General features: G+C 70.6%; 24 protein-coding genes. 12 read left to right on the top strand and 12 right to left on the bottom strand.

Going from position 1 to position 21,630, the window contains the following annotated elements:
- Positions 1-122: 122 nt before the first annotated feature.
- From ACZ7MG_RS32440 to ACZ7MG_RS32405, 8 genes are all read left to right on the top strand, one after another.
- Positions 123-635: a hypothetical protein gene (locus tag ACZ7MG_RS32440; RefSeq protein ID WP_471381646.1), complete on the top strand. Its 513-nt coding sequence runs from the start codon at positions 123-125 to the stop codon at positions 633-635.
- Entirely contained in the window at positions 632-988 is a 357-nt protein-coding gene (locus ACZ7MG_RS32435) for a transcriptional regulator (protein WP_471381643.1), read from the top strand. The genes ACZ7MG_RS32440 and ACZ7MG_RS32435 overlap by 4 nt, the downstream gene beginning before the upstream one ends.
- Entirely contained in the window at positions 985-1,953 is a 969-nt protein-coding gene (locus ACZ7MG_RS32430; protein WP_471381641.1) for an ABC transporter ATP-binding protein, read from the top strand. Before ACZ7MG_RS32435 ends, ACZ7MG_RS32430 begins: the two co-directional genes overlap by 4 nt.
- 28 nt (positions 1,954-1,981) lie before the next feature.
- Positions 1,982-2,878, top strand: a complete 897-nt coding sequence (locus ACZ7MG_RS32425; protein ID WP_471381638.1) for an ABC transporter permease — start codon at positions 1,982-1,984, stop codon at positions 2,876-2,878.
- A gap of 182 nt (positions 2,879-3,060) precedes the next feature.
- On the top strand, positions 3,061-3,912 hold the full coding sequence (locus ACZ7MG_RS32420; protein ID WP_471381636.1) for a MerR family transcriptional regulator: 852 nt from the start codon (positions 3,061-3,063) through the stop codon (positions 3,910-3,912).
- Between the two features lie 296 nt (positions 3,913-4,208).
- Positions 4,209-4,910, top strand: a complete 702-nt coding sequence (locus ACZ7MG_RS32415) for a DUF4142 domain-containing protein (RefSeq protein ID WP_471381634.1) — start codon at positions 4,209-4,211, stop codon at positions 4,908-4,910.
- A gap of 468 nt (positions 4,911-5,378) precedes the next feature.
- Entirely contained in the window at positions 5,379-6,272 is an 894-nt protein-coding gene (locus ACZ7MG_RS32410; protein WP_471381632.1) for a hypothetical protein, read from the top strand.
- A 104-nt stretch (positions 6,273-6,376) separates the two neighbouring features.
- Positions 6,377-7,813 (top strand): FG-GAP and VCBS repeat-containing protein, encoded by a 1,437-nt coding sequence (locus ACZ7MG_RS32405; protein WP_471381629.1) that lies wholly within the window; start codon positions 6,377-6,379, stop codon positions 7,811-7,813.
- Positions 7,814-8,117: 304 nt separating this feature from the next.
- On the opposite strand, the gene ACZ7MG_RS32400 is transcribed toward ACZ7MG_RS32405, so the two are convergent.
- Complete coding sequence (locus ACZ7MG_RS32400) at positions 8,118-8,558, bottom strand: VOC family protein (RefSeq protein WP_471381626.1); 441 nt, start codon at positions 8,556-8,558, stop codon at positions 8,118-8,120.
- A 153-nt stretch (positions 8,559-8,711) separates the two neighbouring features.
- The gene (locus tag ACZ7MG_RS32395; RefSeq protein ID WP_471381624.1) at positions 8,712-9,104 is read right to left on the bottom strand and encodes a VOC family protein; all 393 of its coding nucleotides are present in this window, start codon (positions 9,102-9,104) and stop codon (positions 8,712-8,714) included.
- 345 nt (positions 9,105-9,449) lie between these two features.
- Between ACZ7MG_RS32395 and ACZ7MG_RS32390 the strand changes: the two genes are divergently transcribed.
- Complete coding sequence (locus ACZ7MG_RS32390) at positions 9,450-10,238, top strand: hypothetical protein (protein ID WP_471381621.1); 789 nt, start codon at positions 9,450-9,452, stop codon at positions 10,236-10,238.
- Positions 10,239-10,315: 77 nt separating this feature from the next.
- Here ACZ7MG_RS32390 and pntB read toward each other — a convergent pair whose 3' ends face one another.
- The 7 genes from pntB to ACZ7MG_RS32355 form a co-directional block, all read right to left on the bottom strand.
- Entirely contained in the window at positions 10,316-11,746 is a 1,431-nt protein-coding gene (gene pntB / locus ACZ7MG_RS32385) for a Re/Si-specific NAD(P)(+) transhydrogenase subunit beta (RefSeq protein WP_471381618.1), read from the bottom strand.
- 6 nt (positions 11,747-11,752) lie between these two features.
- Complete coding sequence (locus ACZ7MG_RS32380; RefSeq protein WP_471381617.1) at positions 11,753-13,312, bottom strand: Re/Si-specific NAD(P)(+) transhydrogenase subunit alpha; 1,560 nt, start codon at positions 13,310-13,312, stop codon at positions 11,753-11,755.
- Between the two features lie 183 nt (positions 13,313-13,495).
- Complete coding sequence (locus ACZ7MG_RS32375) at positions 13,496-14,164, bottom strand: hypothetical protein (RefSeq protein ID WP_471381616.1); 669 nt, start codon at positions 14,162-14,164, stop codon at positions 13,496-13,498.
- Between the two features lie 181 nt (positions 14,165-14,345).
- Positions 14,346-14,855, bottom strand: coding sequence for an allene oxide cyclase barrel-like domain-containing protein (locus ACZ7MG_RS32370; protein WP_471381614.1), 510 nt, complete (start codon positions 14,853-14,855; stop codon positions 14,346-14,348).
- 225 nt (positions 14,856-15,080) lie between these two features.
- Positions 15,081-15,437, bottom strand: a complete 357-nt coding sequence (locus tag ACZ7MG_RS32365; RefSeq protein WP_471381611.1) for a hypothetical protein — start codon at positions 15,435-15,437, stop codon at positions 15,081-15,083.
- Between the two features lie 36 nt (positions 15,438-15,473).
- Positions 15,474-15,656 carry a luciferase domain-containing protein gene (locus ACZ7MG_RS32360; protein WP_471381763.1) on the bottom strand — a complete coding sequence of 61 codons (183 nt, stop codon included), beginning with the start codon at positions 15,654-15,656 and terminating at the stop codon, positions 15,474-15,476.
- An 82-nt stretch (positions 15,657-15,738) separates the two neighbouring features.
- A complete protein-coding gene (locus ACZ7MG_RS32355) occupies positions 15,739-17,427 on the bottom strand; it encodes a bifunctional 3-(3-hydroxy-phenyl)propionate/3-hydroxycinnamic acid hydroxylase (protein ID WP_471381608.1) in 1,689 nt (562 codons plus the stop codon).
- Positions 17,428-17,688: 261 nt separating this feature from the next.
- Between ACZ7MG_RS32355 and ACZ7MG_RS32350 the strand changes: the two genes are divergently transcribed.
- The 3 genes from ACZ7MG_RS32350 (at position 17,689) to ACZ7MG_RS32340 (ending at position 19,383) form a co-directional block, all read left to right on the top strand.
- Positions 17,689-18,558: an AraC family transcriptional regulator gene (locus ACZ7MG_RS32350; protein ID WP_471381605.1), complete on the top strand. Its 870-nt coding sequence runs from the start codon at positions 17,689-17,691 to the stop codon at positions 18,556-18,558.
- Between the two features lie 148 nt (positions 18,559-18,706).
- Positions 18,707-19,003: a type II toxin -antitoxin system TacA 1-like antitoxin gene (locus ACZ7MG_RS32345; protein WP_471381604.1), complete on the top strand. Its 297-nt coding sequence runs from the start codon at positions 18,707-18,709 to the stop codon at positions 19,001-19,003.
- Positions 19,000-19,383 carry a fic family toxin-antitoxin system, toxin component gene (locus ACZ7MG_RS32340; RefSeq protein WP_471381602.1) on the top strand — a complete coding sequence of 128 codons (384 nt, stop codon included), beginning with the start codon at positions 19,000-19,002 and terminating at the stop codon, positions 19,381-19,383. The genes ACZ7MG_RS32345 and ACZ7MG_RS32340 overlap by 4 nt, the downstream gene beginning before the upstream one ends.
- Before the next feature lie 61 nt (positions 19,384-19,444).
- Here the strand turns inward: ACZ7MG_RS32340 and ACZ7MG_RS32335 are convergent, their stop codons facing one another.
- The 3 genes from ACZ7MG_RS32335 to ACZ7MG_RS32325 all read right to left on the bottom strand — a co-directional run bounded on the left by ACZ7MG_RS32335 (position 19,445) and on the right by ACZ7MG_RS32325 (position 21,520).
- A complete protein-coding gene (locus tag ACZ7MG_RS32335; RefSeq protein WP_471381599.1) occupies positions 19,445-20,089 on the bottom strand; it encodes a dihydrofolate reductase family protein in 645 nt (214 codons plus the stop codon).
- Between the two features lie 276 nt (positions 20,090-20,365).
- On the bottom strand, positions 20,366-20,992 hold the full coding sequence (locus ACZ7MG_RS32330) for a hypothetical protein (RefSeq protein ID WP_471381761.1): 627 nt from the start codon (positions 20,990-20,992) through the stop codon (positions 20,366-20,368).
- Between the two features lie 135 nt (positions 20,993-21,127).
- Entirely contained in the window at positions 21,128-21,520 is a 393-nt protein-coding gene (locus tag ACZ7MG_RS32325) for a hypothetical protein (RefSeq protein ID WP_471381596.1), read from the bottom strand.
- Between the last annotated feature and the right edge of the window lie 110 nt (positions 21,521-21,630).

The following is a 21,630-nucleotide window of genomic DNA, read 5'->3' as shown; positions in this document are numbered from 1 at the left end:
CGAAAGAGGACCGGCGATACCGACTCGACGCCGCTCCCCGCACCGGCAATCCCTCCGACTTGCCTGCCAGGAAAGTCAAGAGTAACTTTCCCGGTAGGAAAGTAATCGGGGACGGGAGGGCGATGGCCGTGAGCATGCCGGTGGATGCCGAACAGGCATGGAAGGATCTCCAGCGCATCCGGGTGCCGCAGGAGCGGGTGTACGACGAGTTCGAGCACACCGTGTCCGGCGGGCGCGGCATGACCTACGGCACGGCCGCGCTCATGTGGGTGTTCCTTGCCGGCGTGGGCATGGACCTGCCCCAGTGGGGCGTCGTACTGTTCGTGGCCGTCTACGCCGGCCTGTTGGGCGTGCTGGTCGTGATGAGCAGCCGCAGGAGCCGGATGCGGCTGCACCACACTCGCTGCCCCGGACGTATGTGGGCCGCGTTCGGTGCGGCGGCGGTGCTGGTCGGCGGGACGATCGTGCTGGCGGACCACCTGACCGGGTCACTGCCGCCGATCTACGCCGGCCCCGTCCAGGCCACGGCCTCGGTGGCCGTATATCTGCTCTCCCTCGGTCCCGCCAACCGCTGGGCGGCCAACTCGGTACGCAGCGGCGGCGCACCGGCGGCCGACGAGGAGGCGGGCCGATGAGCACCCCCTCCGGCTTCGACGAGCTGATCCATCCCGCCACCCGACTGTCGGTGGTCGCGCTGCTCGCCGCCACCGAGTGGGCGGACTTCGCGTTCGTCCGCGACAGCCTCTCGCTCAGCGACTCCGCGCTCTCCAAGCAGCTGCACACCCTGGAGGAAGCCGGATACCTGGAGATCCTGAAGGAGGGCGGCGGCCGCAACCGCCGTACGAAGGTACGGCTGACGGACCGCGGTCGCACCGCCTTCGAGGGACATGTGGCGGCGCTCCGGGCCATCGTCGACAGCGCCGGACCCGCGGCCGGGACCGGGACCGGGGCGGCACAACAGCAACCCCACGCGGAGGCGGGCCGATGACGACGTTCGAGCGCACCGACGTCCAGCCCGTGATCCAGATACGCGATCTGACCATGGCGTACGGCGCTGTCGACGTCCTGCGCGGCATCGATCTGGACATCCACCGCGGCGAGGTCTTCGCGCTGCTCGGGCCCAACGGCGCGGGCAAGACCACCACCGTCGAGATCCTGGAGGGCTTCCGGCGGCGCTCCGGCGGGGAGGTGAGCGTTCTCGGTGTGGACCCGGAGCGGGGCGGTGACGCGTGGCGGGCCCGGATCGGGCTGGTCCTTCAGTCCTGGCGCGACCACCGCCGCTGGCGGGTCGGTGAACTGCTGAGGCACTTCGCGCTGTACTACCCCGACCCGCGCGACCCGGCCGAACTGCTGGCTCTGGTCGGCCTCACCGACCAGGCCGGCCAACAGGTGGACCGGCTGTCCGGCGGCCAGCGCCGGCGCCTCGACGTCGCGCTCGGCATCGTCGGCCGCCCCGAACTCCTCTTCCTGGACGAGCCGACCACCGGCTTCGACCCTCAGGCGCGGCACGAGTTCCACGTCCTGGTAGAACGGCTGGCCCGCGACGAGGGCGTCACCGTCCTGCTCACCACCCACGACCTAGCCGAGGCCGAGCGGCTCGCCCACCGGATCGCCATGCTGGTCGGCGGCCGGATCAGGGCCTGTGGCACACCCGTGGAACTGGGCCGGCGAGCCGCCGCCCAGGCCGAGGTCCGCTGGACGGCCGACGACGGGACGCCCCGCCGCGAACGCACCGAGGACCCCTCACGGCTGGTCTGGGAACTCCACCGGCACGCGGCCGGCCCGATCCCCGACCTGGAGGTCCGCCGCCCGACGCTGGAGGACACGTATCTGCACATGGTGCACCGGGAGGCCGACGGCACGGACGGGGCCGACGCCACGGACGGGACCGACGGCAAGGACGGGACCGACGGCAAGGACAGGGACGCGGACGAGGAGGCACCGGCCGCATGAGGGGCACCGGCTGCACGAGGGGGCACAAATGACGGACAGGACGAGCGGAACGAGCGGGACGAGCGGGACCAGCAGGACGAACAGCTGGCGTGCCGGGCTCCAGCGCGGCGGAATCGAGCTGCGGCACCTCCTGCGCAACGGCAAGGAGATGTCCGGCCATCTGACCAACGTGGTCGTCGCGCTGCTCGTCGCCGCCTACATCGACGACGATGTGCCCGGCACCCTGACCCCGATGACTCATCTGGTGCTGGCGGGTTTCGCCGCCTATCTGCTGTTCCAGGTCGGGCTGATCAGCCTCCCCCAGATCCTCGTGACCGAGCGGGAGGAGGGCGCTCTGCTGCGGCTGCGCGCCACGCCCGGCGGGATACCGGCCTACCTCATCGCCAAATGCCTGGTGATCGTCGTCATGGCGGTCGGCTCCCTGGCACTGCTCCTGGCCGCCGGGGCGCTGCTGGTGGACGGACCACTGCCGCACGGGCCGGGCGCCTGGCTGACGCTGCTGTGGGTCACCACGCTCGGGCTGCTCGCCGTCGTACCGCTCGGCGCGGCCATAGGCGCCGTACTGCCCAACCCCCGCGAAGCGCTGGCGTTGATCATGCTGCCGACGATGGGGCTGCTGATCACCTCGGGGGCGGTGTTCCCGATCACCGCGCTGCCCGTGCCGGTGCAGCACGTGGCCGCGGTCTTCCCGCTCAAGTGGATGGCGCAGGGCCTGCGTTCGGCGCTGCTCCCGGACTCGGCACGGGCCGCCGAGGCGGCGGGGGCCTGGGAACTGCCCATGGTCGCCCTGGTCCTGACCGCCTGGGCCGTCCTGGGGTTCCTCCTCGCGGTCCCTCTCCTGCGCCGCGCCGCCCGCCGCGAGTCCGGCTCCCGCCTCTCCGCCCGCCACCGGAAGGCTGAGCAGAGCGGGGCGTTGCCCACATAGACGGCCTCGCGACCACCGGGCTACACCCACTCCAGATCATGTCAAGGTGTCAGCGGGCCAGTTGGATCTCCCCAGTGGTGATCGGGCCTGGCCCTCGGTGGTGTCGGGGTGCGCGTGGTTGCACCTGCCGTAGCGGCATGTGGTGTCGTCGAGGCACCACCGCAAGAAAGGCTCGCTCTGCGATGTACCCCTCCGTCACGCCTCCCCGCCAGGTCAAGATCGGTGATGCCGCCGCCTTCGCCGGGACCACCCCACGCGCCATCCGCCACTACCACCAGATCGGTCTGCTGCCGGAGCCCGAGCGCGGCGGTGACAATCGCCGCCGCTACGGCTACGACGACATGATCCGCCTCATGTGGATCCGCAAGATGGCGGAGACCGGAATCAGCCTGGACGACATCCGGGCCGCCTTCGATGAAGCCCGGGACATCGAGGAGACCCTGGGGCGGCTGGAGGAGACCCTGGCCGCTCAGGAGGCCGAGATCAAGCGTCAGCGCGCGGCAGTCCGGCGCCTGCGGGTCGTGGGCAGCCCGCTGGGTCTGCTCTCCCCCCTGGTGACGGACCGGCTCAGCCACCTGCCGCCGGACGCCCTGCGCCCTTCCGATCTGGATGCCCTGCTGGTCACGGAACGGGTCTTCGGGCCGTTGGGCGCCGCTGTCCAGGCCAGCGTGTTCATCGTGCTGGCCACCCATGCCGACCTGCGGGCCGAGGCGGACCGCCTCGACGCGGCCGACGCCGCCCTCGACGACAGCGTCGATCCCCATGACCCGCGTGTCGAAGAGCTCGCCGCGCAGCACTGTGCCCACCACAAGGCCTTGATGCGGGCCATCGAGGCGGACGGGCTGGACACGGCCGAGGAGAAGCTCTTCGAGATCTACGACGCCGACCTGACGGGCGAAGAAGACGCACCCATGAGCGCCTTCGAAGCGGTCACCACCATGCCGTACGACTTGTCTCCCGCCCGGATGCGATGCATGGAGCTCACGACGGAATTCCTCGCCCAGGACGACCAGGACACCCCGGATGCCGGCTGATTGCCTACGGCAGGCACCGACGAACCAGCCCGCCGCCACTCAAGCCCACCGTGATCATCGGGCACAACGGAACAGACCTTTGGACCCCCGGTCGATCCACGGGCCACACCCGGACTCCGGCCGGCGCCGCGCCCGCGTCCTCACGTACGAAGTGCGTCCTGGGCGACTGTTTTTGACCACGCCTTGAACATCTCCGCGTGCTCGTGCGTATTTCTCGCTGCGTGCCGTGCCAGCCGCAACAGGTGTCCACTCCTACTGACCTGGAGGATTCACTCTCTACCCGACCGGGAGAACACATGTATGCGAACCGACACGCGGTACCCACGCGGGCGTCGAGGCGGACCATCACGATCATCGCCGCCGTGCTCGCCGTGATAGCCGCGGCCGTCGTCGCGATCAGGGCGGGCAGCGACGAAGCCTCAGCCAACCCGACGCTGGCGGGCCAGGCCCAGCATGCCGGCGGCCACGTGACCACCGGCGGCGCCGGACAGGCGGCGGCGGGCCAGAGCGGTGCCGACCTGACCGTGACCGATGTGGACCGCGAGTTCCTGGTGAAGGTGCGTCAGGCCGGCCTCTGGGAGATCCCGGCCGGCCGGCTCGCCCAGACCAACGCCTCCAACGAGGCGGTCAAGCGGGCCGGGGATCACCTGATCGACGGGCACAGCAAGCTGGACCAGCTCGTGCGCGAGGACGCCGAGATCCTCGGTGTGGAGCTCCCCAACGAGGCCACCGAGGAACAGCAGCAGTGGGTCCGGAATCTGGAGAACGCGCAGGGCGAGGAGTTCGACAAGCTCTTCGCCAACGTCCTTCGCGCCTCGCACGGCAAGATCTTCGCCACGATCGGTGAGGTCCGGGCCGCCACCCAGAACGATCTCATCCGCCGCCACGCCCGTCAGGCCAACCAGACCGTCCTGGACCACATGGAGGTCCTGGAGGACACGGGCCTCGTCGACGCCTCCACCTTCCAGGAGGTCGAAGAGGACGTCTCCCCCAAGTAGGGGACCCCGCTGCCGACCGCATCGGTGTCAGGGCAGCAGTCGTGCTCAGCTGTTCTCCGTCGTTCTCCGTTGTTCTCCGTCGTTGTCAGTCGTTCTGCGGCGCGACGCGATGAGCGTGGGCCCACCGCTCTGCCTCCGCACGAGCCGGGCCCACGCACAGCTTCCCCATCGCACAGCTTCTCGCAGCCTCCTCCCCAAAGCGGCTTCCAGAAAAGGCGGTTCGATCGGGGCGGACCACTGGCGGCAAACATTGCACTGTGCAATGATTGAGGTGGGGGGCTGAGCCGACGGTCGGCCGCTACTTGGCGCCCAGGAGTGACACCGGCACGGTTACGCGGCGGCAGCACGCCGACCGTCGGCAGAACCCCCCTTCCTCGACTTCCTCAACGCCCTCGCGAACATGCGTGCGGGCCACCGCCCTATATTGACCTGGGCGACGTCGGCGCGTGGCGGGGGGATTGAGGGCGGATGCGACGATCAGGTGGAGTGCGTCGGGCGGTCGTTGCCGCCTTGCTCTGTGCCGTTGCCGTGTTGTCCGTCGGCGGGTGCGGGACTCTGGTGGCCGGTCAGGGCGAGGGAAGTTCACCCTCGTCGGCGGGAACCGAACCGATCCCGTGGACGACGATGCAACCGTCCGCGGTCACCGGAGTGCGTCTCAGCGCGGACGGCCGCACGCTGTCCGTCGACACGCAGGTGCCCAGCGGCCCCCACGCGTGCGTGCGCAAGCTCAAGGCAGTGCTCACCGACCCGATGACGGACCTGGCGCGGGTGCAGGTCACCTTCACCTCGCCGTCCGGGGACAGAGCTTCCCGGTGCACCGAGGAGAAGACCTCCACGGCGACGGTGAGGCTGCCCGAGCCGCTGGGTGCCCGGGACGTGATCGTCGACAACTACACGCGCTTCACCGCCGAGGGCGCCGACCCGCCCGCGCTGCGGCTGTGCGGGAAGTTGGGGTGCACACCGCCGGCCACGGGCTGCACAGCCGACTCCTACTACCAGGCGTTGATGGCTGTCGGCGCGCCCGAACACACGATCCGGGACTCGGAGAAGTGCGACGGGAAGTGGCTGGTACTGGACTTCTCCTGGCGCACGGGGCCGGCCTGCGGCGACTACTCGACGGATCCTGCCTGTTCGGCCCGGCTGGGCGACCGCTGGTTCTACCGGGCGGAGGAAACGGGCTGGGAGCCCATCATCAGGACGTCGGCCGGAGGCTGCCGGGACATACAGCGCAGGGAGCCCGCCTTCCCTTCCGCGCTGTGCGAGTCGCTGGCGCCGCTGTCGCCCACCCTGCACCCCAGCCATCCTCCGTCGTCCGCCTCTCCGGAGCCCCACGCACGCCCCAGCGCGACGTCGGCCCGGTGATCAGGGGCTGGCGCGGCATTGACGTATGTGTTCCTGTTCCTGTTCCCCTCATGCCTCCGTACGCCTTCACCCCTCAATTCCTCCTTCGACCATGGGAGTTCACTGTGCGCGCACGCACCCTGGCCGCCACCGCCGTCGTCGCGGCACTCACCGCAGCCGGTCTGACCCTGCCGCTCGCCGGGAGCGCCGCGGCGGCGTCGGCCGCGCGGTTCGACTTCAACGGCGACGGTTACGCGGACATCGCGGTCGGCATGCCTGACGCCACGGTGAACGGGAAGGCCAGAGCCGGCTACGTCAGCGTGATCTACGGCGGCCCGCAGAGCCCGAGCCAGTCGACCGGCGAAATCAGCCAGGCCGAGGCCGGCATTCCCGGCACACCCGAGGCCGGTGACCGCTTCGGCTCCTCCGTGGCACCCGTCGACGTGAACGGCGACGGCGTCTTCGAGCTCGTCGTCGGCGCCAGCGGTGAGTCGCTCACCTCGGATCAGCTCAAGGACGAGGGCACCATCACCGTTTTGGACGGCTCGCAGTGGAACGTCACGGGCACCACCGTGGCCAGGGGAACGTCCGAGTACAGCAGCATCGGCCGTACCGTCGCCACGGGGGACTACGACGGCGACGGCGACACCGACCTCGCGTACGGGGAGAACGGCGAGGAGCACGGCGCGCTCCGCTTCCGGCCGGGCCCGCTCACCGCCGACCCGGTGACCACGACCACCGTGCGCAGGTACAGCATGGGCGGCAGCACCCGCGACCTGGTCACCGGCGACTTCGACGGCGACGGCCGGGACGACCTCGCGACCACCTGGCAGGGCCTGGAGGACTCCGGCACCTTCATCACGCGCTGGGACGACCAGGACAAGCCCGCCCAGTGGTGGGCCGACGCCGACCGCGGCAGTGCGCTCGCCACCGCCGACTTCGACCGGGACGGCACCGACGACCTCGCGGTCGGCCTCGTACAGCCCAACCCCGAGTCCGGGACGACGCATTGCGAGGACCGGCTCGGCGGAGCGGTGCTCCTGCTCAAGGGCTCGAAGACCTCGTCCTTCGGCGCCGAGAGCGAGTGCGTCACGCAGTCCAGCCCGCAGGTCGGTGGCGCCGCGGAGGAGGGCGACGACTTCGGCGCCGCGCTGTCCGCCGGCGACCTCGACGGCGACCACCGCCCGGAACTGGTGATCGGCGTGCCCGGTGAGGACGTGGGCACCGTGAAGGAAGCGGGCGGGTACGTCGTCCTGAACGGTACGGAGCACGGCCTCCACGGCGGTCTGGCCCGCAGCCAGAGCACCCCGAACATGCCCGGCGCGGCCGAGGCAGGCGACCGCTTCGGCGCCCAGGTGACCGTGGGCGACTACAACCGCGACGGCCTGTGGGACACCGCGGTGAGCGCGCCCGGGGAGAACGCCGGCGAGCCCAGGTCGGGTGGCGTCTGGTTCGTCCCGAGCAGCACCGAGGAGACGTACCCGCCGGGCAAGTCACTGACCCCGTTCGGCTTCGCACTGCCCCACGGGGCCATCAAGTACGGCCAAGTCCTGGGCCGTTAGCCCTGCACGGTGAGCCGGGCCCGGTCGAAGCGGTGGGCGGCGAGGTCTGCGGAGCGGATGAGCCGTCGAAGTAGAAGAAGAGCAGGGTTCCCTCCTGCCAGCCGGTCCCACCGGAAGCTCCGGGGCCCCGCCGAGAACGGCCACGATCCGGCGCTCGGCGGCGGCTGTGTCGGCGTCGGTGGCTGCGTCGTCGTCGGCTCGGCGCAGGCGTACGCACGGGCGCAGAAGCGCTGTCCAGCCCTCGGCAATCGGGGACAGCCAGGGCTCGACAAGCAATCCCTGACGTGGGCGCTCAGCCTGGTTCTCAGCTCAGTTGTTCGGCCAGTCCGACGATGATGCCCTCGGGGCCGCGGACGTAGCAGAGCAGATAGCTGTCCTCGAACCGGGCCATCTCGCCCACGAGTTCGGCGCCGTGAGGGCGCAGGCGGGCCACGGTGTCCTCGATGTCGTCGACGGCGAACATGACGCGGTGGGTGCCCAGGGTGTTGTGCGGCGGGTTGCGCGGACCGGCACTGATCGCCTTGGGGCTGCGGTACTTCGCCAGTTCGAGCCGGCTGTGACCGTCGGGGGTGCGGACCATCGCGATGTCGCAGTGGACGCCGTCGAGTCCGGTGCACTGGTCGGCGACGGGGCCCTGGACCTCCGTCCTGCCCTCCAGCTCCATACCCAGCTCCTGGAAGAACGCGACGGCCGCATCCAGGTCCTCGACGACGATGCCGACGTTGTCCATCCTCTGAATCGCCATGCCGTTTCTCCCTTCTCCCTCTGCCTCGCGCGGCCGGTCGTGACCGCTGACGGCCCTTGATGTCCCTGGGACGGAGCCGGTGGTCCGTTCTCGACATCCGCGGACCACCGAACTCAGCTAAGTCTCTGTCCCGACTCCGACCGGCCCCGCTCGTCAGTTCTCCTGGAGTACGGAGAGGACGTTCCCGGCCGGGTCGGTGAACCATGCGATCGCCGCGGGGCCGCCGTCGCCGACCCGGACGATGCCCTTGTCGTCGTGGTCGAACTCGGGATAGCGCTCCAAACGCACACCGCGCCGCTCCAGTTCGTCTACGGCGGACTCGATGTCGTCCACGGGGAAGTTGAGGAGCGTGAACGTCGCCGGGGTGTGCGTCTCCTTCGGGTAGACGAAGACCCGCGCGCCGCTGCCGAGCGTGAGGGTCAGCATCCGCATGTCCCCCTGCCCGGACTCCTCCGCCCGCAGCCCGAGAGTCTCGCCGTAGAAACGGTGGGCGGCGCCGAGGTCGTCGACCGCGAAGCCGCTGAACGCCTGTGTCTGTCCGAACATGATGTGCATCTCCTTCAGCCGTGAGCCGTCACGAGGCCTCAGGGCACACCACAGACGCCACGGGTGACGGCACGCCACGCTGTCGGCGTCCGGATGGTCGCGCGCCTTCACCCGCACGAAGCGGCGGCCGACCGTACAAGGTCACGGTCCGGTCCCCCGTTACGCAACACGAGTGAATCAGCGGACTTCGTCACCCGGTGCCGGTACGGGTTTCGTACGGTCTGTGTCGGGATCTGGTAGCCGTGGGGAGGGTGAAGGACGTTGTCGTTGTCCCTCGGGCCGTCCGTCGGCTGCTTGGTGCTGGCTCTGTCCCTGTTGCTCCGTGCCTGGGGCACACGAGGGCGGGTGCGAACCCGTCTGCTCCTGGTGGCGGGTTCCGCGATCGCCGGAGGTGCCTATCGGGCCTCCCTCGTCGCCCTGTCGAGCCAACCGCAACCGGCACCGGACGCAGCGGGGTCGGCCGGTCCGGCGGTGGTCGCCGGGGTGACGGTCACGGTCGGGCTGGGGATGGCCGGTCTGGTGGTCGCGGCCGATGCCGGTACCGGGTGGCGGGCGTGGCTGCGGCGCGTACTCGACGGGGCCGTCATGGCCGGGGCCGTGTTCATGGCCGGATGGGTGCTCCTGGGCAGGACCGGGGACGGCTGGCGGCCGGAGACGGGGATGCTCGGCGTCCTGTGGACCTCGGAAGTGGTGTTCCTCGGCTTTCTGCTCGCGCTGCGACGTCTCGTACGGAGCGACCGACAGGCCACTGTCTGGGTGGCGATCGTCGGAGTGTGCCTCATGCTGGTCGGCGACACCCTGCGTCTGTCGCGGGTGGGTGCGGCGGGCCACGAGGCGCTGTCGTCCCACGTGGCCGATGTCTGCGGCACCGTGGGACTACTGATCGTCGCGGTCGGTCCTTGGGTGCCCGGCGGGGCCGGCGTCCTGGGCTCCGGCCGGCCGATGCTGCGATCGGGGATGGAGGGGGCCGCGGCGTTCGTTCCCCTGACCGTCTGCACGGTGTCGGCGCTGGGTTACGCGCTGGCGCCGCTCGCCGACGACCCGGTACCGCTGTGGGTCGGCGGGATGGCGCTCCTCGGCCTCTGGGCCCGCCAGGTCTGCCTGCCGAGCAGGACGACGGGCAGGGACGACTGATGCGGCCGGACGGTGCCGTGGTGCCGCTCCGTGGCCCGGACGGCGTACCGTCCGGGCCACGCGTCGCCCCTTGCGGTTCAGCGTGACGTGCCGGCCATCTCCGGTACCGGTGCGTCGAGGGCGTCGAGGCCGCGCAGGATGTCGTCCACCCGTTGCTTGGCGTCGCCGAAGAGCATGTGGGTGTTCTCGCGGAAGAACAGCGGGTTCTGGACGCCCGCGTAGCCGACCGCCATGGACCGCTTGAAGACCACGACGTGGGCGGCTTCCCACACGTGCAGCACGGGCATGCCGGCGATGGGACTGGCCGGGTTGTCGATGGCGGCCGGGTTGACGGTGTCGTTGGCTCCGATGACGAGGACGACCGTGGTGGCGGGGAAGTCGTCGTTGATCTCGTCCATTTCGAGGACGATGTCGTAGGGCACGTTGGCCTCGGCGAGCAGCACGTTCATATGGCCGGGCAGCCGGCCGGCGACGGGGTGGATGCCGAAGCGCACCTCGACACCGCGCTCGCGCAGCTTGCGGGCCAGCTCGGCCACCGGGTACTGGGCCTGGGCGACCGCCATGCCGTAGCCGGGCGTGATGATCACCGAGGTGGCGTCGCGCAGGAGTTCCGCGGTCTCCTCGGCGTCGATCTCCCGGTGTTCGCCCTGCTCGCCGTCGTCGGCGGCCGCCGGGGTGCCGAAGCCGCCCGCGATCACCGAGAGGAAGGAGCGGTTCATCGCCTTGCACATGATGTACGAGAGGTAGGCGCCGGAGGAGCCGACGAGTGCGCCGGTGACGATGAGCAGGTTGTTGGCGAGGAGGAAACCGGAGGCCGCCGCGGCCCAGCCGGAGTAGCTGTTGAGCATGGAGACGACCACCGGCATGTCCCCGCCGCCGATGGAGGCGACCAGGTGCGCGCCGAGGGCGAGCGCGATGACGGTGACGGCGATGAGCAGGCCCATGCCGGGGCGGGCCACGAAGGCGACGGTGAGCGCGACGAAGGCGACGAGGGCGCCCACGTTGAGGATGTGCTTGCCGGGCAGCGTGAGGGGGCGGGAGTCGATCCGTGCCGACAGCTTCAGGTACGCGACGACGGAGCCGGTGAAGGTGACGGCGCCGATGAACACGCCGATGAACACCTCGGCGTGGTGGATGCCCAGCAGCGAGCCGGTGAGTTCGGCGTCGACGTCGAGGTAGCCGTTCCAGCCGACGAACGCGGCGGCGAGGCCGACGAGGCTGTGCATGATGGCGATCAGCTCGGGCATGCCGGTCATCTCGACGACCCGGGCGCGCCACAGTCCGATGCCCGCGCCGAGGGCCGTGGCGACGGCGATCAGTACGAGTCCGGTGGCGGTGATGCTGCGGGAGGCGAGGCCGACGGTGGCGGCCAGGGCGATGACCATGCCCGCGATGCCCCAGACGACTCCCGAGCGGGAGGTCCGGTGCTGGGAGAGCCCCGCGAGGCTGAGGATGAACAGCAACGCGGCGACGACGTAGGCGGCTTCTGCGGCGGTGACGGTGGTCATCCCTGATCAGCCCTTCGAGAACATGCCGAGCATGCGGCGGGTGACGGCGAATCCGCCGAAGATGTTGATGCTCGCCAGCAGGATCGCGGCGAACGACAGCACGGTGACGGCGGTGTTGCCCTGCCCGATCTGCAGCAGTGCGCCGACCACGACGATCCCGGAGATGGCGTTGGTGACCGACATCAGCGGGGTGTGCAGCGCGTGATGCACCTGGCCGATAACGTAGAAGCCGATGACGATCGCCAGCACGAACACCGTGAAGTGGCCGATGAGTTCGCTCGGCGAGAACGCGGTCACCAGGAACAGGGCGAGCGCTCCCGCGCCGACGAGGGCGTACGCGGACCGCGCCGGGCGTGCGGGCTTCGCCGCCGCTGGGGAGGGGGACGGGGTCGCGGGTTCCGGCGCCGCTTCGGGGGCCGGCGCGGCGGACACCTGTACCGGGGGCGGGGGCCAGGTCTTCTCTCCGTCGCGGACCACGGTCATCGAGCGCTGCACGACGTCGTCGAAGTCGAGGACGAGCCGGCCGTCCTTGCCGGGGGTGAGCAGCTTCATCAGGTTGACGAGGTTGGTGCCGTAGAGCTGGGAGGCCTGGGCGGGGAGGCGGCCGGGCAGGTCGGTGTAGCCGATGATCGTCACGTCGTTGTCGGTGACGACGGCCTTGCCGGCCACCGTTCCCTCGACGTTGCCGCCCTGGGCGGCCGCCATGTCGACGATCACGCTGCCGGGCTTCATACGGGCGACGTCGGCGGCCGTGATGAGCCTCGGTGCCGGGCGGCCCGGGATGAGCGCGGTGGTGATGATGATGTCGACGTCGGCGGCCTGTTCCGCGTACAGCCGCTCGGCGAGCCGGTTGTAGTCGTCCGAGGTGGCCTTGGCGTAGCCGTCGGTGCTGACATCCTGCTCGGCGGAGACGGAGAGGAACTCGCCGCCCAGGGAACGGACCTGCTCGGCGACCTCGGGCCGGGGGTCGGTGGCGCGGACCACGGCGCCGAGGCTGCGGGCCGCGCCGATCGCCGCGAGCCCGGCGACCCCGGCGCCGGCCACCAGGACCTTGGCGGGCGGCACCTTGCCTGCGGCGGTCACCTGGCCGGTGAAGAACCGCCCGAAGGCGTGCGCGGCCTCGACGACGGCCCGGTATCCGGCGATGTTCGCCATAGAACTGAGGACGTCCAGCGACTGGGCCCGGGAGATACGCGGCACGGCGTCCATGGCGAGGACGGTGATCGGCCGCCTGGCCAGTTCCTCGACCAGTTCCGGGTTGAGTGCCGGGCTGATCAGCGCGATCAGTGTCGCCCCGTCGCGCAGCCGGCCCATCTCCTCGGTGGAGGGGCCGTTGACCTTGAGCACGATCTGCGCCGCCCACGGGTCGCCGAGCCGGGCGCCGGCCTCCTCGTAGGCCGCGTCGGAGAAGCGGGACGACGCCCCCGCCCCCGGTTCGACCACCACGTCGTACCCGAGTGCGACGAGTCTGCCGACGGTGGCCGGCGTCGCCGCGACCCTCGTCTCGCCCGCGGTGGACTCGGCCGGGACGCCGATGCTCTGGGGTTCGGGTTCCGCTTGGACCATCCTCTGCCTCTCTTCCCTCTCTCTTCCCTGTCATTGCTGTGCCCACTTGTTGACCCATGCCCCAGGAGTACGGGGTGGATACGGGGCCGGTGCGCTCAATCGCCGGTCGGTGGGCCGAGATTGCCGCCGGGCGGCAACGACGCGGCAGACGACGGGCGGTGAGCCGTCCGTCGTCCTCGCGGCTCAGGAGGTGCGTCGTGCCGGGTACGGCAGCCGCACATCCCGGGGCCAGCCGTTCAGCCGGGTGAACTGACGCATGAAGCGCTCACATTGTGCGGCGAGGTCGTCGCCTCGGTCGGACAGCCGCGTGAGCTCGATCATGCGCGCGGGGTCCGGCTCAGGCGGTTCCAGCATGGAGATCTCGGCGTCGAACTCGCCACCACCCAGGCTCGCCGCGGCCAGCGCGAGGGCCGTCGCGGTCACGACGCCGACACACGTCCGCGCGGGACTGAACACCGCTTCCACCGGTTCACGGTGCCCCTGCCGAGCCGGCTGGTCCATCAGCGCGCAGGGGTCCCACTCGATCAGGCCGACCGTGTCTCCCGAACCGGCGACGCGGAAGGCGAAGTCGCGCCCGCTCGGGGAGGCACCGGGGGCCGCTCCCCCGCTCCGCGCCGCGTCCGGCGAGGACTCGCCGCTGCACACGCCGACCAGCACGGTGCCCAGCTCCCGGTGCCCGAGGCGTCTGCCCGGGTCGACGAGGCGTCCCTGGTCGAATCCGCGGTCGGTGATCACGTCGATGACGGGGACCGAGGGCAGACCGAGCAACCGCGTCAACGTCTCCCGGGTCGTGGCGACGAGCCCGTCCAGGGGTACGGGGGTGTGCATCGTGCCCACGAGGTCGACAGACATGCCGACGAAGATAGCCGCTCAACGCTCCCCGGCCGTCTCCGTTTTCGTCCGCACACGATTTGAGAGGGGCGGCCCCGGCAAGGCCGCCCCTCCAATGAGTGGGAGTCGCGTCACGCAAAAGGCCCCCACCTGATGTCAGCAAGTGGGGGCCGGGCCCGGTCGGTCAGTCGGGCCGGGGTAGTCAGTCGAGGTCGATCGTGAAGCGCCTGGTGCCCGGAGCGATCGTGTCGGCGTGGACCGAGCCGCGAGCCCGGTCGTATACGCCGGTACCACCGGTGATCCCGTTGTCGAACGAAGGGGGAGGGCCCGGGTTGAGCATGCCGAAGACCATGCCCTGCACGGAGAGCTGGCCGCCCGGGAGGGTGTAGGTCACGACGCAGACCTCCGCTCCCCCGTTGCTGACCCGGGTGGTGTCGCAGGTGCCGCCGGTCTCGCCGACCTTCTTGCCCTTCAGGTCGAACAGGTCCGAGCGGAAGACGGTCCGATCGCCCTGGGCCGGGCGGCCACCGGGGTTGACGGGGAAGCGCGTCTGCTCGGCGAGCCGGCCGATGAGGGTGATGACCTTGCCCTTGTCCCTGCCCTTGGCGTGGGTCGTTTCGGTGTCGGTCGCGGCGCCCGCGACAGGGGCGCAGGCGAGAAGGGTGACCAGCGCGCCGGCCGTGCCAAGACAGGTTGCTCTGATGGGGCGCATCACGTGGCTCCTGAGGTTGATGCTCATGGATGGTGCGGTGACGCCATTGATAACCCTGGCCCTGCCTCGCCCAGCGCGACCATCGGAAGATCCGACCGATCGGACGAGCGTGGGAGGGGAGGCGGCCCTCGGTCCACCAGATGCCGGGCCGTCAGGCCCGCGCCCCGCTCTCCGGCTTCGGCGCGCTGCCGCGCGGCGGTTGACCAGAGGGGGATGACTCGCCGTTCAAAAGCCGGGCGGGATCCGGTCCTGTGGCCCGTCGGCGATGTCTCCCGCGCCGTGCTTCAGCTGCGCCCGCTCGGCCGCGGTCAGGTCGGTCGAGTCCGAGACCAGCTCCATGACGCGCAGGGTGCACTCCCACTGCGTCAGCTTGCCCTTGATCACCACCAGGTACGTCTCCTGGTCGGCGGAGCGGTACACCTGACGCCACTTCTCGATGATGCTCTTGCTCGGCACATACGTGTGGACGGCGGCCCGGAGCGCCTTCAACGCCTCGTCCTTCGTCTCCTGCCCACGCCAGATGAACTCGGTTCTGTACGACTCACCGTAGGAGTACTGCGCCACCACGACCCAGCTACCCATGACTCCCCCTCAGCACCGGTACCAGTCAGCCACAGCTCAGCCTGGGGAGCAAGGCTCCAGCACCGTGCTGCGCTGACCGTCGCAGCGCGTCAGGGAGACCCGGTCCGAGGCCGGCCACGCCTGGTGGGCCTTGAGAGCCGCGCTCACGAGGGTCATGAGCAGATCGATGTCGGAGTCGCACTCCAGCCGTATGGTCACCCAGTGCGAGCCGGGCACCAGGCGGATCGCGGTCGAGTTCCAAAGGTCGTCCTCGAAGCCGACCCTCGGAGAGGTCCGGCCAGGCGACCACCTTCACCGGCCTTCACCGGCCGGCATCGCGTCGCATCGTGGCGTCCGCGGGGATGCCCTCCAGTTGCCGGCGGGCGGAGGCGAGGAGCCTGTCGAGGTCGCTCGTGGAACGGACGCCGCCGAACACATAGTGGTCGGGACGGGCCAGAACCGCTTCGCAGGACCTGCCGCGCATCCAGCCGTCCAGGACGGGGTGTTCCTCGCGGAACTCGTGGCGCCCGCTCGGTACGGCGTCGTTCCCCGGATGCACGGGGCGGGCGGGGTGGACGGGGTGGGTGGGGCGGGCGAGGCGGACCAGGCGTACGGGAAAGCCCCCGTCGGCCCGGTGAGCGCGCAGCGCGGACTCGGCCGTCGTGGCATCCGCGTCGTGGCGGACGACCAGGCGGAAGGTGCTTCCGGTGAACTCGTCCAGCAGCCCGGTACGGGCCCGCTCGTCGGTCACTGTCGGCTGTGGCAGGAGGTCACCGCGGGCGGGGAAGCCCTCCGGGGCCAGGAACCCCGTTCGAAGCCCGGGGATCAGGGACTGACGGATGGTTCCCTCCGGCTCCGCCGCCAGCTCCGCCAGTAGATCGGCGTCGCGCTTGGCCGCGGTGGCCTCATCGCGCTCGCAGATGAGCCGCCCGAACTCCTTGGTCGTGAGCGTCACTTGGCGCACATGCGGCGCGCGCTCCTGCTGGTAGGTGTCGAGCAGGGAGTCCGCGGCGCCTCCCCGTAGCCGCAGGGCGAGTTTCCACATCAGGTTGGAGGCGTCGCGTATGCCCTGGCACATGCCCTGGGCGAGGAACGGCGGGGTCATGTGCGCCGCGTCGCCGAGGAAGAACAGCCGTCGCACCCGCCACTGCCCCAGGACGAGCGCGTGGAACCGGTACGTGGCCGCGCGCCACAGGTCGTAGTCCTCGGGGGCGAGCCAGCGGGACAGCAGGGCACGGATGAACTCCGGGTCGGAGACGTCCTCGGGGCGCTCATCGGGGTTGATCATGAACTCCCACCGGCGGTGGTTCCCCGGTCCGACGATGAAGGTGCTCGGCCGTGCGGTCTCGCAGAACTGGACGTTGGTCGTGGGCAGTTCGGCCCCCGCACCGGTACGCAGACGCAGGTCGACCACCAGCCACGGCTGGTCGAACCCCAGGTCGTCCATGCGCAGTCCCAGGCGCTTGCGCAGAGGGCTGCCGCCGCCGTCGCAGGCCAGCACGTACCGGGCCCGCAGCGCCTGCCGCCGTCCGGTCGCGTCGACCGCCTCGACCACGGCTCCGTCACTGTCGAGGCGTACCTCCGTCACCTCGGTGCCGAGGCGTACGTCGACGCCGTCCGCCCGCGCCAGGCGCTGCCGCAGGACGCCTTCCACCTGGGGTTGCAGGAAGACGTAGTTGGGCTCCCAGCCGAGGGGGTGGGGCGGCGGTGCCGCGTGGATGCGTTTGATGACCCGGCCGTCGCCGTTGTGGTACTCGGACGGACGGTAGGGCATGACATGGTCCGCGATCGCGTCGGCCAGGCCGAAGCCGGCGAAGACGCGCATCACTTCCTGGTCGAAGCCGATGGCACGCGGGCGGGGCTCGACCTCCGTGGCCCGATCGAACGCGACCACCCGGAGACCGAGATCGTGCGCGAGGTTTGCCGCCGTGGCACCGACGGGACCGAGGCCCACGACCGCCACGTCCACGTCCGCGTCCGTGTCCACATGGCCGCTGTTGCCGCCGGTCATACGCCCGCCCCTTCCGGCCGGCCGGGTCCGCTGTCCCGCGGCCATGTGCTGGGACCTTATTAATAAGAACCTTGACCGTCAAGGGTCTAACTAACCCTCTCCGCTGCGCGCAGGCCGCCCGCCCGCAGGGGGCCGACTACGCTGCCCGGTCACGGTTCCGGGTCCGTCCACGGGTGGGTGCGGCCAGATCGGATCGGACCGCAGCGATCGGGAACGGCCAGGTGGCCCGCTGCCAGAGTGGGAGCCGAAAAGGGAGGCCTCATGATCTCGGCACTCAACCGACTCGTCGATCTGGTCGAGGAGCACCTGTCCGAGGAGCTCGACGTCGACGGGCTGGCCGGGGCGCTCGGCACGACCGAGTACCACCTGCGTCGGATGTTCTCGTCGCTGGCCGGTATGCCGCTGTCGGAGTACGTGCGACGGCGGCGCATGACCGTGGCCGCCGCCGACGTCGTCCGGGGCGAACGGGATCTGCTGAGCATCGCCGTCCGGTACGGATACGGCTCGAGCGAGGCGTTCGGACGCGCGTTCAGGTCGGTCCACGGGGCCGGTCCCGGCGATGTGCGCCGTGACGGAGGCCCCTTGCGCACACAACCGCAGATCAGGTTCCGCCTGACCGTCGAAGGGAGCATCCCCATGGACACCCGCCTCGTCGACCGCCCAGCGTTCCGGCTGGCCGGACACGCCACCCGGGTCCCGCTCATCCATCAGGGCGTCAACCCGCACATCCAGGAGCACATCGCCGCGCTGCCGCCGCAGGAGCATGTGCGGCTCAAGTCCCTCAGCGACACCGAACCCAAGGGTCTGCTGCAGGTCAGCGACGACCTCGACCCCGACGCCAGGGAGGGCAGCGAACTGACCTACCTGCACGGGGTCGCCCTCACCCGGGACACGCCGCTCCCGGACGGACTCGACGCCATCGAGGTACCGGCCGGGATGTGGGCGGTCTTCCGTACCAGCGGACCGCATCCGCAGGCCCTGCAGACGACGTGGGCGGCCACCGCGACCGAGTGGTTCCCCTCCAACCCGTGGCGGCTGCGGCCGGGCCCCTCGATCGTCGCGATCCTCGACCGCGCGGACGATTTCACCACCGCGACCTGTGAACTGTGGCTTCCCGTCGAACCGGCGTGACGCACCCACGACAGCCGACCGCCGTCGGGAGCCGGGCGAAGACTCGTCGGCCTCGCCGGCGTTCGCGGCGCACCCGTGCCGGTCGGGATGCAGCCGCGGTGTCGGTGGGCTTGGGCCCTCAGGCGGTATCACTGGTACCGTGGATACCATGTCGGATCCCAAAGCCATGAGTCTGCGCTTCCCCGACCCTGACCAGCGGGCCGCCATCGCGGCGGCCGCGAAGCAGGCCGGGGTCAGCATGCAGGAGTACATCCTCTCGGCGGCCTACGACCGCGCTACCGCGGTGGAGCGGCGGTTCCTGGAGGGCTTCAGTGCCTCCATGGCCCGCAGCGGCGCGGCTTTCGCGGCCGAGCCCGGCACCGTGGATCCCAGCGCGGAGCAGCGGGCGGCCGAGCAGCGGGCACGGCAGGAACTTGATCAGCAGGAGCGGGGTCACGCCGCGTGACCCAGCCGGAACCCGTTCCGCTCGACGTCACGTTCCTGCTGCACGCCGCCGAGCTGCTCGCCGGTGACCCACAGGTCGACGACTACGGACCGCTCTACGCCGCTGTCGCCCGGGTCAACGCCAGGGCGTTGGAGCGCGACATCTACGGATCCCTGTACCTCAAGGCCGCCGCGCTCCTGCAGACCCTGGCGAAGCTGCCGTGCCTGGAACACTCCAACGAAGCCTTCGCCTGGCACGCGACCGAGGCCTACCTGATCCTCAACTCCCGCGCACTCGACTACCCGCCCAAGGCAGCCGTCGCCCTCGTCCGCGACGCGGCCTCCGGAACACTCGGCGTAGCCCGGATCGCGCGCCAACTGCGCGACTGGACCGTCACTTGACCCCTCTCCCTCGGAACCTCTTCGCATCCGGAGCAGCTCCCGGGTCAGCGGCGGCCCGGCTTCAGTCGGCGTGCCCGACGCCGCGATCAGGTGCGCTCATGTCACCTGTGCCGGGCGTGCCGTCGGCGAGCCCGTAGCGCAGAAAGACGGCGCCTTTCGGGCCGGCCGCCGGTGGTTCGAGGAGCGTCAGGTTCGTGGGCACCTCGCCGCCGTCGAACACCTTCTTCCCGACCCCGAGCACGATCGGGTGGACCCAGAGGTCGAGGCGGTCGAAGAGCTTCTCGCGCAGGAGGCTCTGCACCAGGTCCAGGCTCCCGACGACCTTCACATGCTCGTGCCGGTCACGGATCTCGCGTACCGCCGCGGCCAGATCCGGGCCGAGCTGTGTGGACCCCGCCCACGAGAGGTCGGGCCTGCCCCGGGAGGCCACGTACTTCGGGACACGGTTGAACAGGGTGGCGATCTCGCCGTCCTCGCCGCCCTTCTGGTGCGGCCAGTAGGCGGCGAAGATGTCGTACGTCCGCCGGCCGAGCAGGAGGGCGTCCGTGCCCTCGTACGCGGCACCGATCTGTGCCCCGGCGACCTCGTCCAGCAGGGGTGCCTGCCAGCCGCCGAACGGGAACCCGGCCGGGTCCTCGTCGGGGCCGCCGGGCGCCTGCCCGACGAGGTCGAGGGTCGCGAACAGTTCGATGTGGATGAGGCCCATGGTGTGCTCCCGATGAGAGGGTCGTCCCGGTCGAAAGGTAGACCTGTGGGAACCGGCGGACTCATCGCCGCGCGGGCAAAGTCGACGGGGAACCTCCCGCGATCGGTCGGGAGGAGCCGGCGCGGCTTGCGCGGTCTGGGGTCGGTTTGGGTCGGCCATCGGTCTGCGGGCGCCCCGGAGGAGGATGCGGTCAGGCACCTGAGCAGCGCGCTGCGCCGTCGGTGGAGGGGGAGCCGGGCGTTGTCCACGCGCGCGACCGGTGGGTCGGGAAACTGGTCACTCCGGGAGCCTCAGGTCCAACGCCCGGGCCAGGGCGGCGGTGACGGCGGCGGCGTGCGCCGGTAGTTGTGCCTCGGCCCAGTCCGCGGCGAGGCCGAGGAAGTCCCGCAGGTCCCGCTGAGCGCCGGTGACGAGCGCGCGCACTTCGTCCACCGGCAGTTCGATCACCGGGCTGCCGTGCCGCGCGTCGGCATCGAGCGTCAACCGGACAGTGTCGCCGACGCGTTCGGCCATTGATGACGGGTCGTGGCCGAAGCAGGCGCGGCCGGTGCCGTCGAACAGTTCCAGCCAGTCCCGCCATGTCTCCAGGCCGTTGCAGCAGCCCGGCTCGACGAAGACGGTGCCGGTGGTGTCGTCGGTCACCCGGAACCCACCGGCGGCGAAGAGGTCGGGCATGGTCAGCAGCCCGTGCAGGTACGCGCCGAGCGGGTCGGTCGGGTACGGCCCGTGTCGGCCCTCCGGCTCGAAGTCGTTGCAGTCGGCGATGCGCTTGACCGCCGTCCCGACCTGCGCCGGAGTCAACCCCCCGTCCAGCACGAGGTAGCCGTAGGACTCGTGCTCGCCCACCGGCCAGAGCGCGAAGCCGTCGGCAGCGACGATCTCCAGAACGGGTCGCATCACCATCACACGGGAATGATGCCGGAACCGCCGTCCCTGACGGGGCGCGAGCCGCTCGAACAGGGCCCGGGTGGCCGCGTCCTCGTAGCCGCCGGGGAACTTCAGGTGGACCGGGTCGTCGAGTCGTTCGTGTGCCGTGCCCTACCAGAGGGTGGCCGGTCCGGAGACGACCCAGCCGGCGTCGACAGGCTTGACCCAGAAGCCCAGTGCCACGTCGAGTGTCCGCGCGCGGTAGGTGACCTCCACGTAGACATGGCTGCCGGTGTGCCCCCAGCTGAAGCCACCGAGACCGAGTTCGCCGAGCCAGGACAGATCCTGCTCCCACTCGTGGTCGGCGAGGCCATCGCTCATGTCGTCCGCACCGGAGCCCGCTCCGAGCGAGCCGGTCCAGAGTGACTTGAGCACGTGCCGGACCGGTGCGTGATCGACGAGTTGTTCGGCCTCCGGGATCCTCCCCGCCCGGAGCAGTTCGACGTAGTGGCGGACGATGGCCTCGACGTCGGGTTTGGCAGGCTGCTCCGTCCAGGTCTTCACCGTTGAGATCATAAAGGTGCCGCGTGACGCCGCTCAGGTCGGCGAACCCGAGGTCCGCCAGGGCACCCGGCCCGGCATCGCGGTCTTCCGTCCTTCCAGGCCCACCACCA

The sequence above is a fragment of the Streptomyces sp. NPDC107538 genome, from assembly GCF_055657445.1.
This window is presented reverse-complemented; position numbering and strand designations above follow the sequence as displayed.

Bases quoted from the DNA above. Each gene is read 5' to 3' on its own strand.
- ACZ7MG_RS32440 (WP_471381646.1), top strand. From the start codon at position 123: ATGGCCGTGAGCATGCCGGTGGATGCCGAACAGGCATGGAAGGATCTC.
- ACZ7MG_RS32435 (WP_471381643.1), top strand. From the start codon at position 632: ATGAGCACCCCCTCCGGCTTCGACGAGCTGATCCATCCCGCCACCCGA.
- ACZ7MG_RS32430 (WP_471381641.1), top strand. From the start codon at position 985: ATGACGACGTTCGAGCGCACCGACGTCCAGCCCGTGATCCAGATACGC.
- ACZ7MG_RS32425 (WP_471381638.1), top strand. From the start codon at position 1,982: ATGACGGACAGGACGAGCGGAACGAGCGGGACGAGCGGGACCAGCAGG.
- ACZ7MG_RS32420 (WP_471381636.1), top strand. From the start codon at position 3,061: ATGTACCCCTCCGTCACGCCTCCCCGCCAGGTCAAGATCGGTGATGCC.
- ACZ7MG_RS32415 (WP_471381634.1), top strand. From the start codon at position 4,209: ATGTATGCGAACCGACACGCGGTACCCACGCGGGCGTCGAGGCGGACC.
- ACZ7MG_RS32410 (WP_471381632.1), top strand. From the start codon at position 5,379: ATGCGACGATCAGGTGGAGTGCGTCGGGCGGTCGTTGCCGCCTTGCTC.
- ACZ7MG_RS32400 (WP_471381626.1), bottom strand. From the start codon at position 8,558: ATGGCGATTCAGAGGATGGACAACGTCGGCATCGTCGTCGAGGACCTG.
- ACZ7MG_RS32395 (WP_471381624.1), bottom strand. From the start codon at position 9,104: ATGTTCGGACAGACACAGGCGTTCAGCGGCTTCGCGGTCGACGACCTC.
- pntB (WP_471381618.1), bottom strand. From the start codon at position 11,746: ATGACCACCGTCACCGCCGCAGAAGCCGCCTACGTCGTCGCCGCGTTG.
- ACZ7MG_RS32380 (WP_471381617.1), bottom strand. From the start codon at position 13,312: ATGGTCCAAGCGGAACCCGAACCCCAGAGCATCGGCGTCCCGGCCGAG.
- ACZ7MG_RS32375 (WP_471381616.1), bottom strand. From the start codon at position 14,164: ATGTCTGTCGACCTCGTGGGCACGATGCACACCCCCGTACCCCTGGAC.
- ACZ7MG_RS32370 (WP_471381614.1), bottom strand. From the start codon at position 14,855: ATGCGCCCCATCAGAGCAACCTGTCTTGGCACGGCCGGCGCGCTGGTC.
- ACZ7MG_RS32365 (WP_471381611.1), bottom strand. From the start codon at position 15,437: ATGGGTAGCTGGGTCGTGGTGGCGCAGTACTCCTACGGTGAGTCGTAC.
- ACZ7MG_RS32355 (WP_471381608.1), bottom strand. From the start codon at position 17,427: ATGACCGGCGGCAACAGCGGCCATGTGGACACGGACGCGGACGTGGAC.
- ACZ7MG_RS32350 (WP_471381605.1), top strand. From the start codon at position 17,689: ATGATCTCGGCACTCAACCGACTCGTCGATCTGGTCGAGGAGCACCTG.
- ACZ7MG_RS32345 (WP_471381604.1), top strand. From the start codon at position 18,707: ATGTCGGATCCCAAAGCCATGAGTCTGCGCTTCCCCGACCCTGACCAG.
- ACZ7MG_RS32335 (WP_471381599.1), bottom strand. From the start codon at position 20,089: ATGGGCCTCATCCACATCGAACTGTTCGCGACCCTCGACCTCGTCGGG.
- ACZ7MG_RS32330 (WP_471381761.1), bottom strand. From the start codon at position 20,992: ATGGTGATGCGACCCGTTCTGGAGATCGTCGCTGCCGACGGCTTCGCG.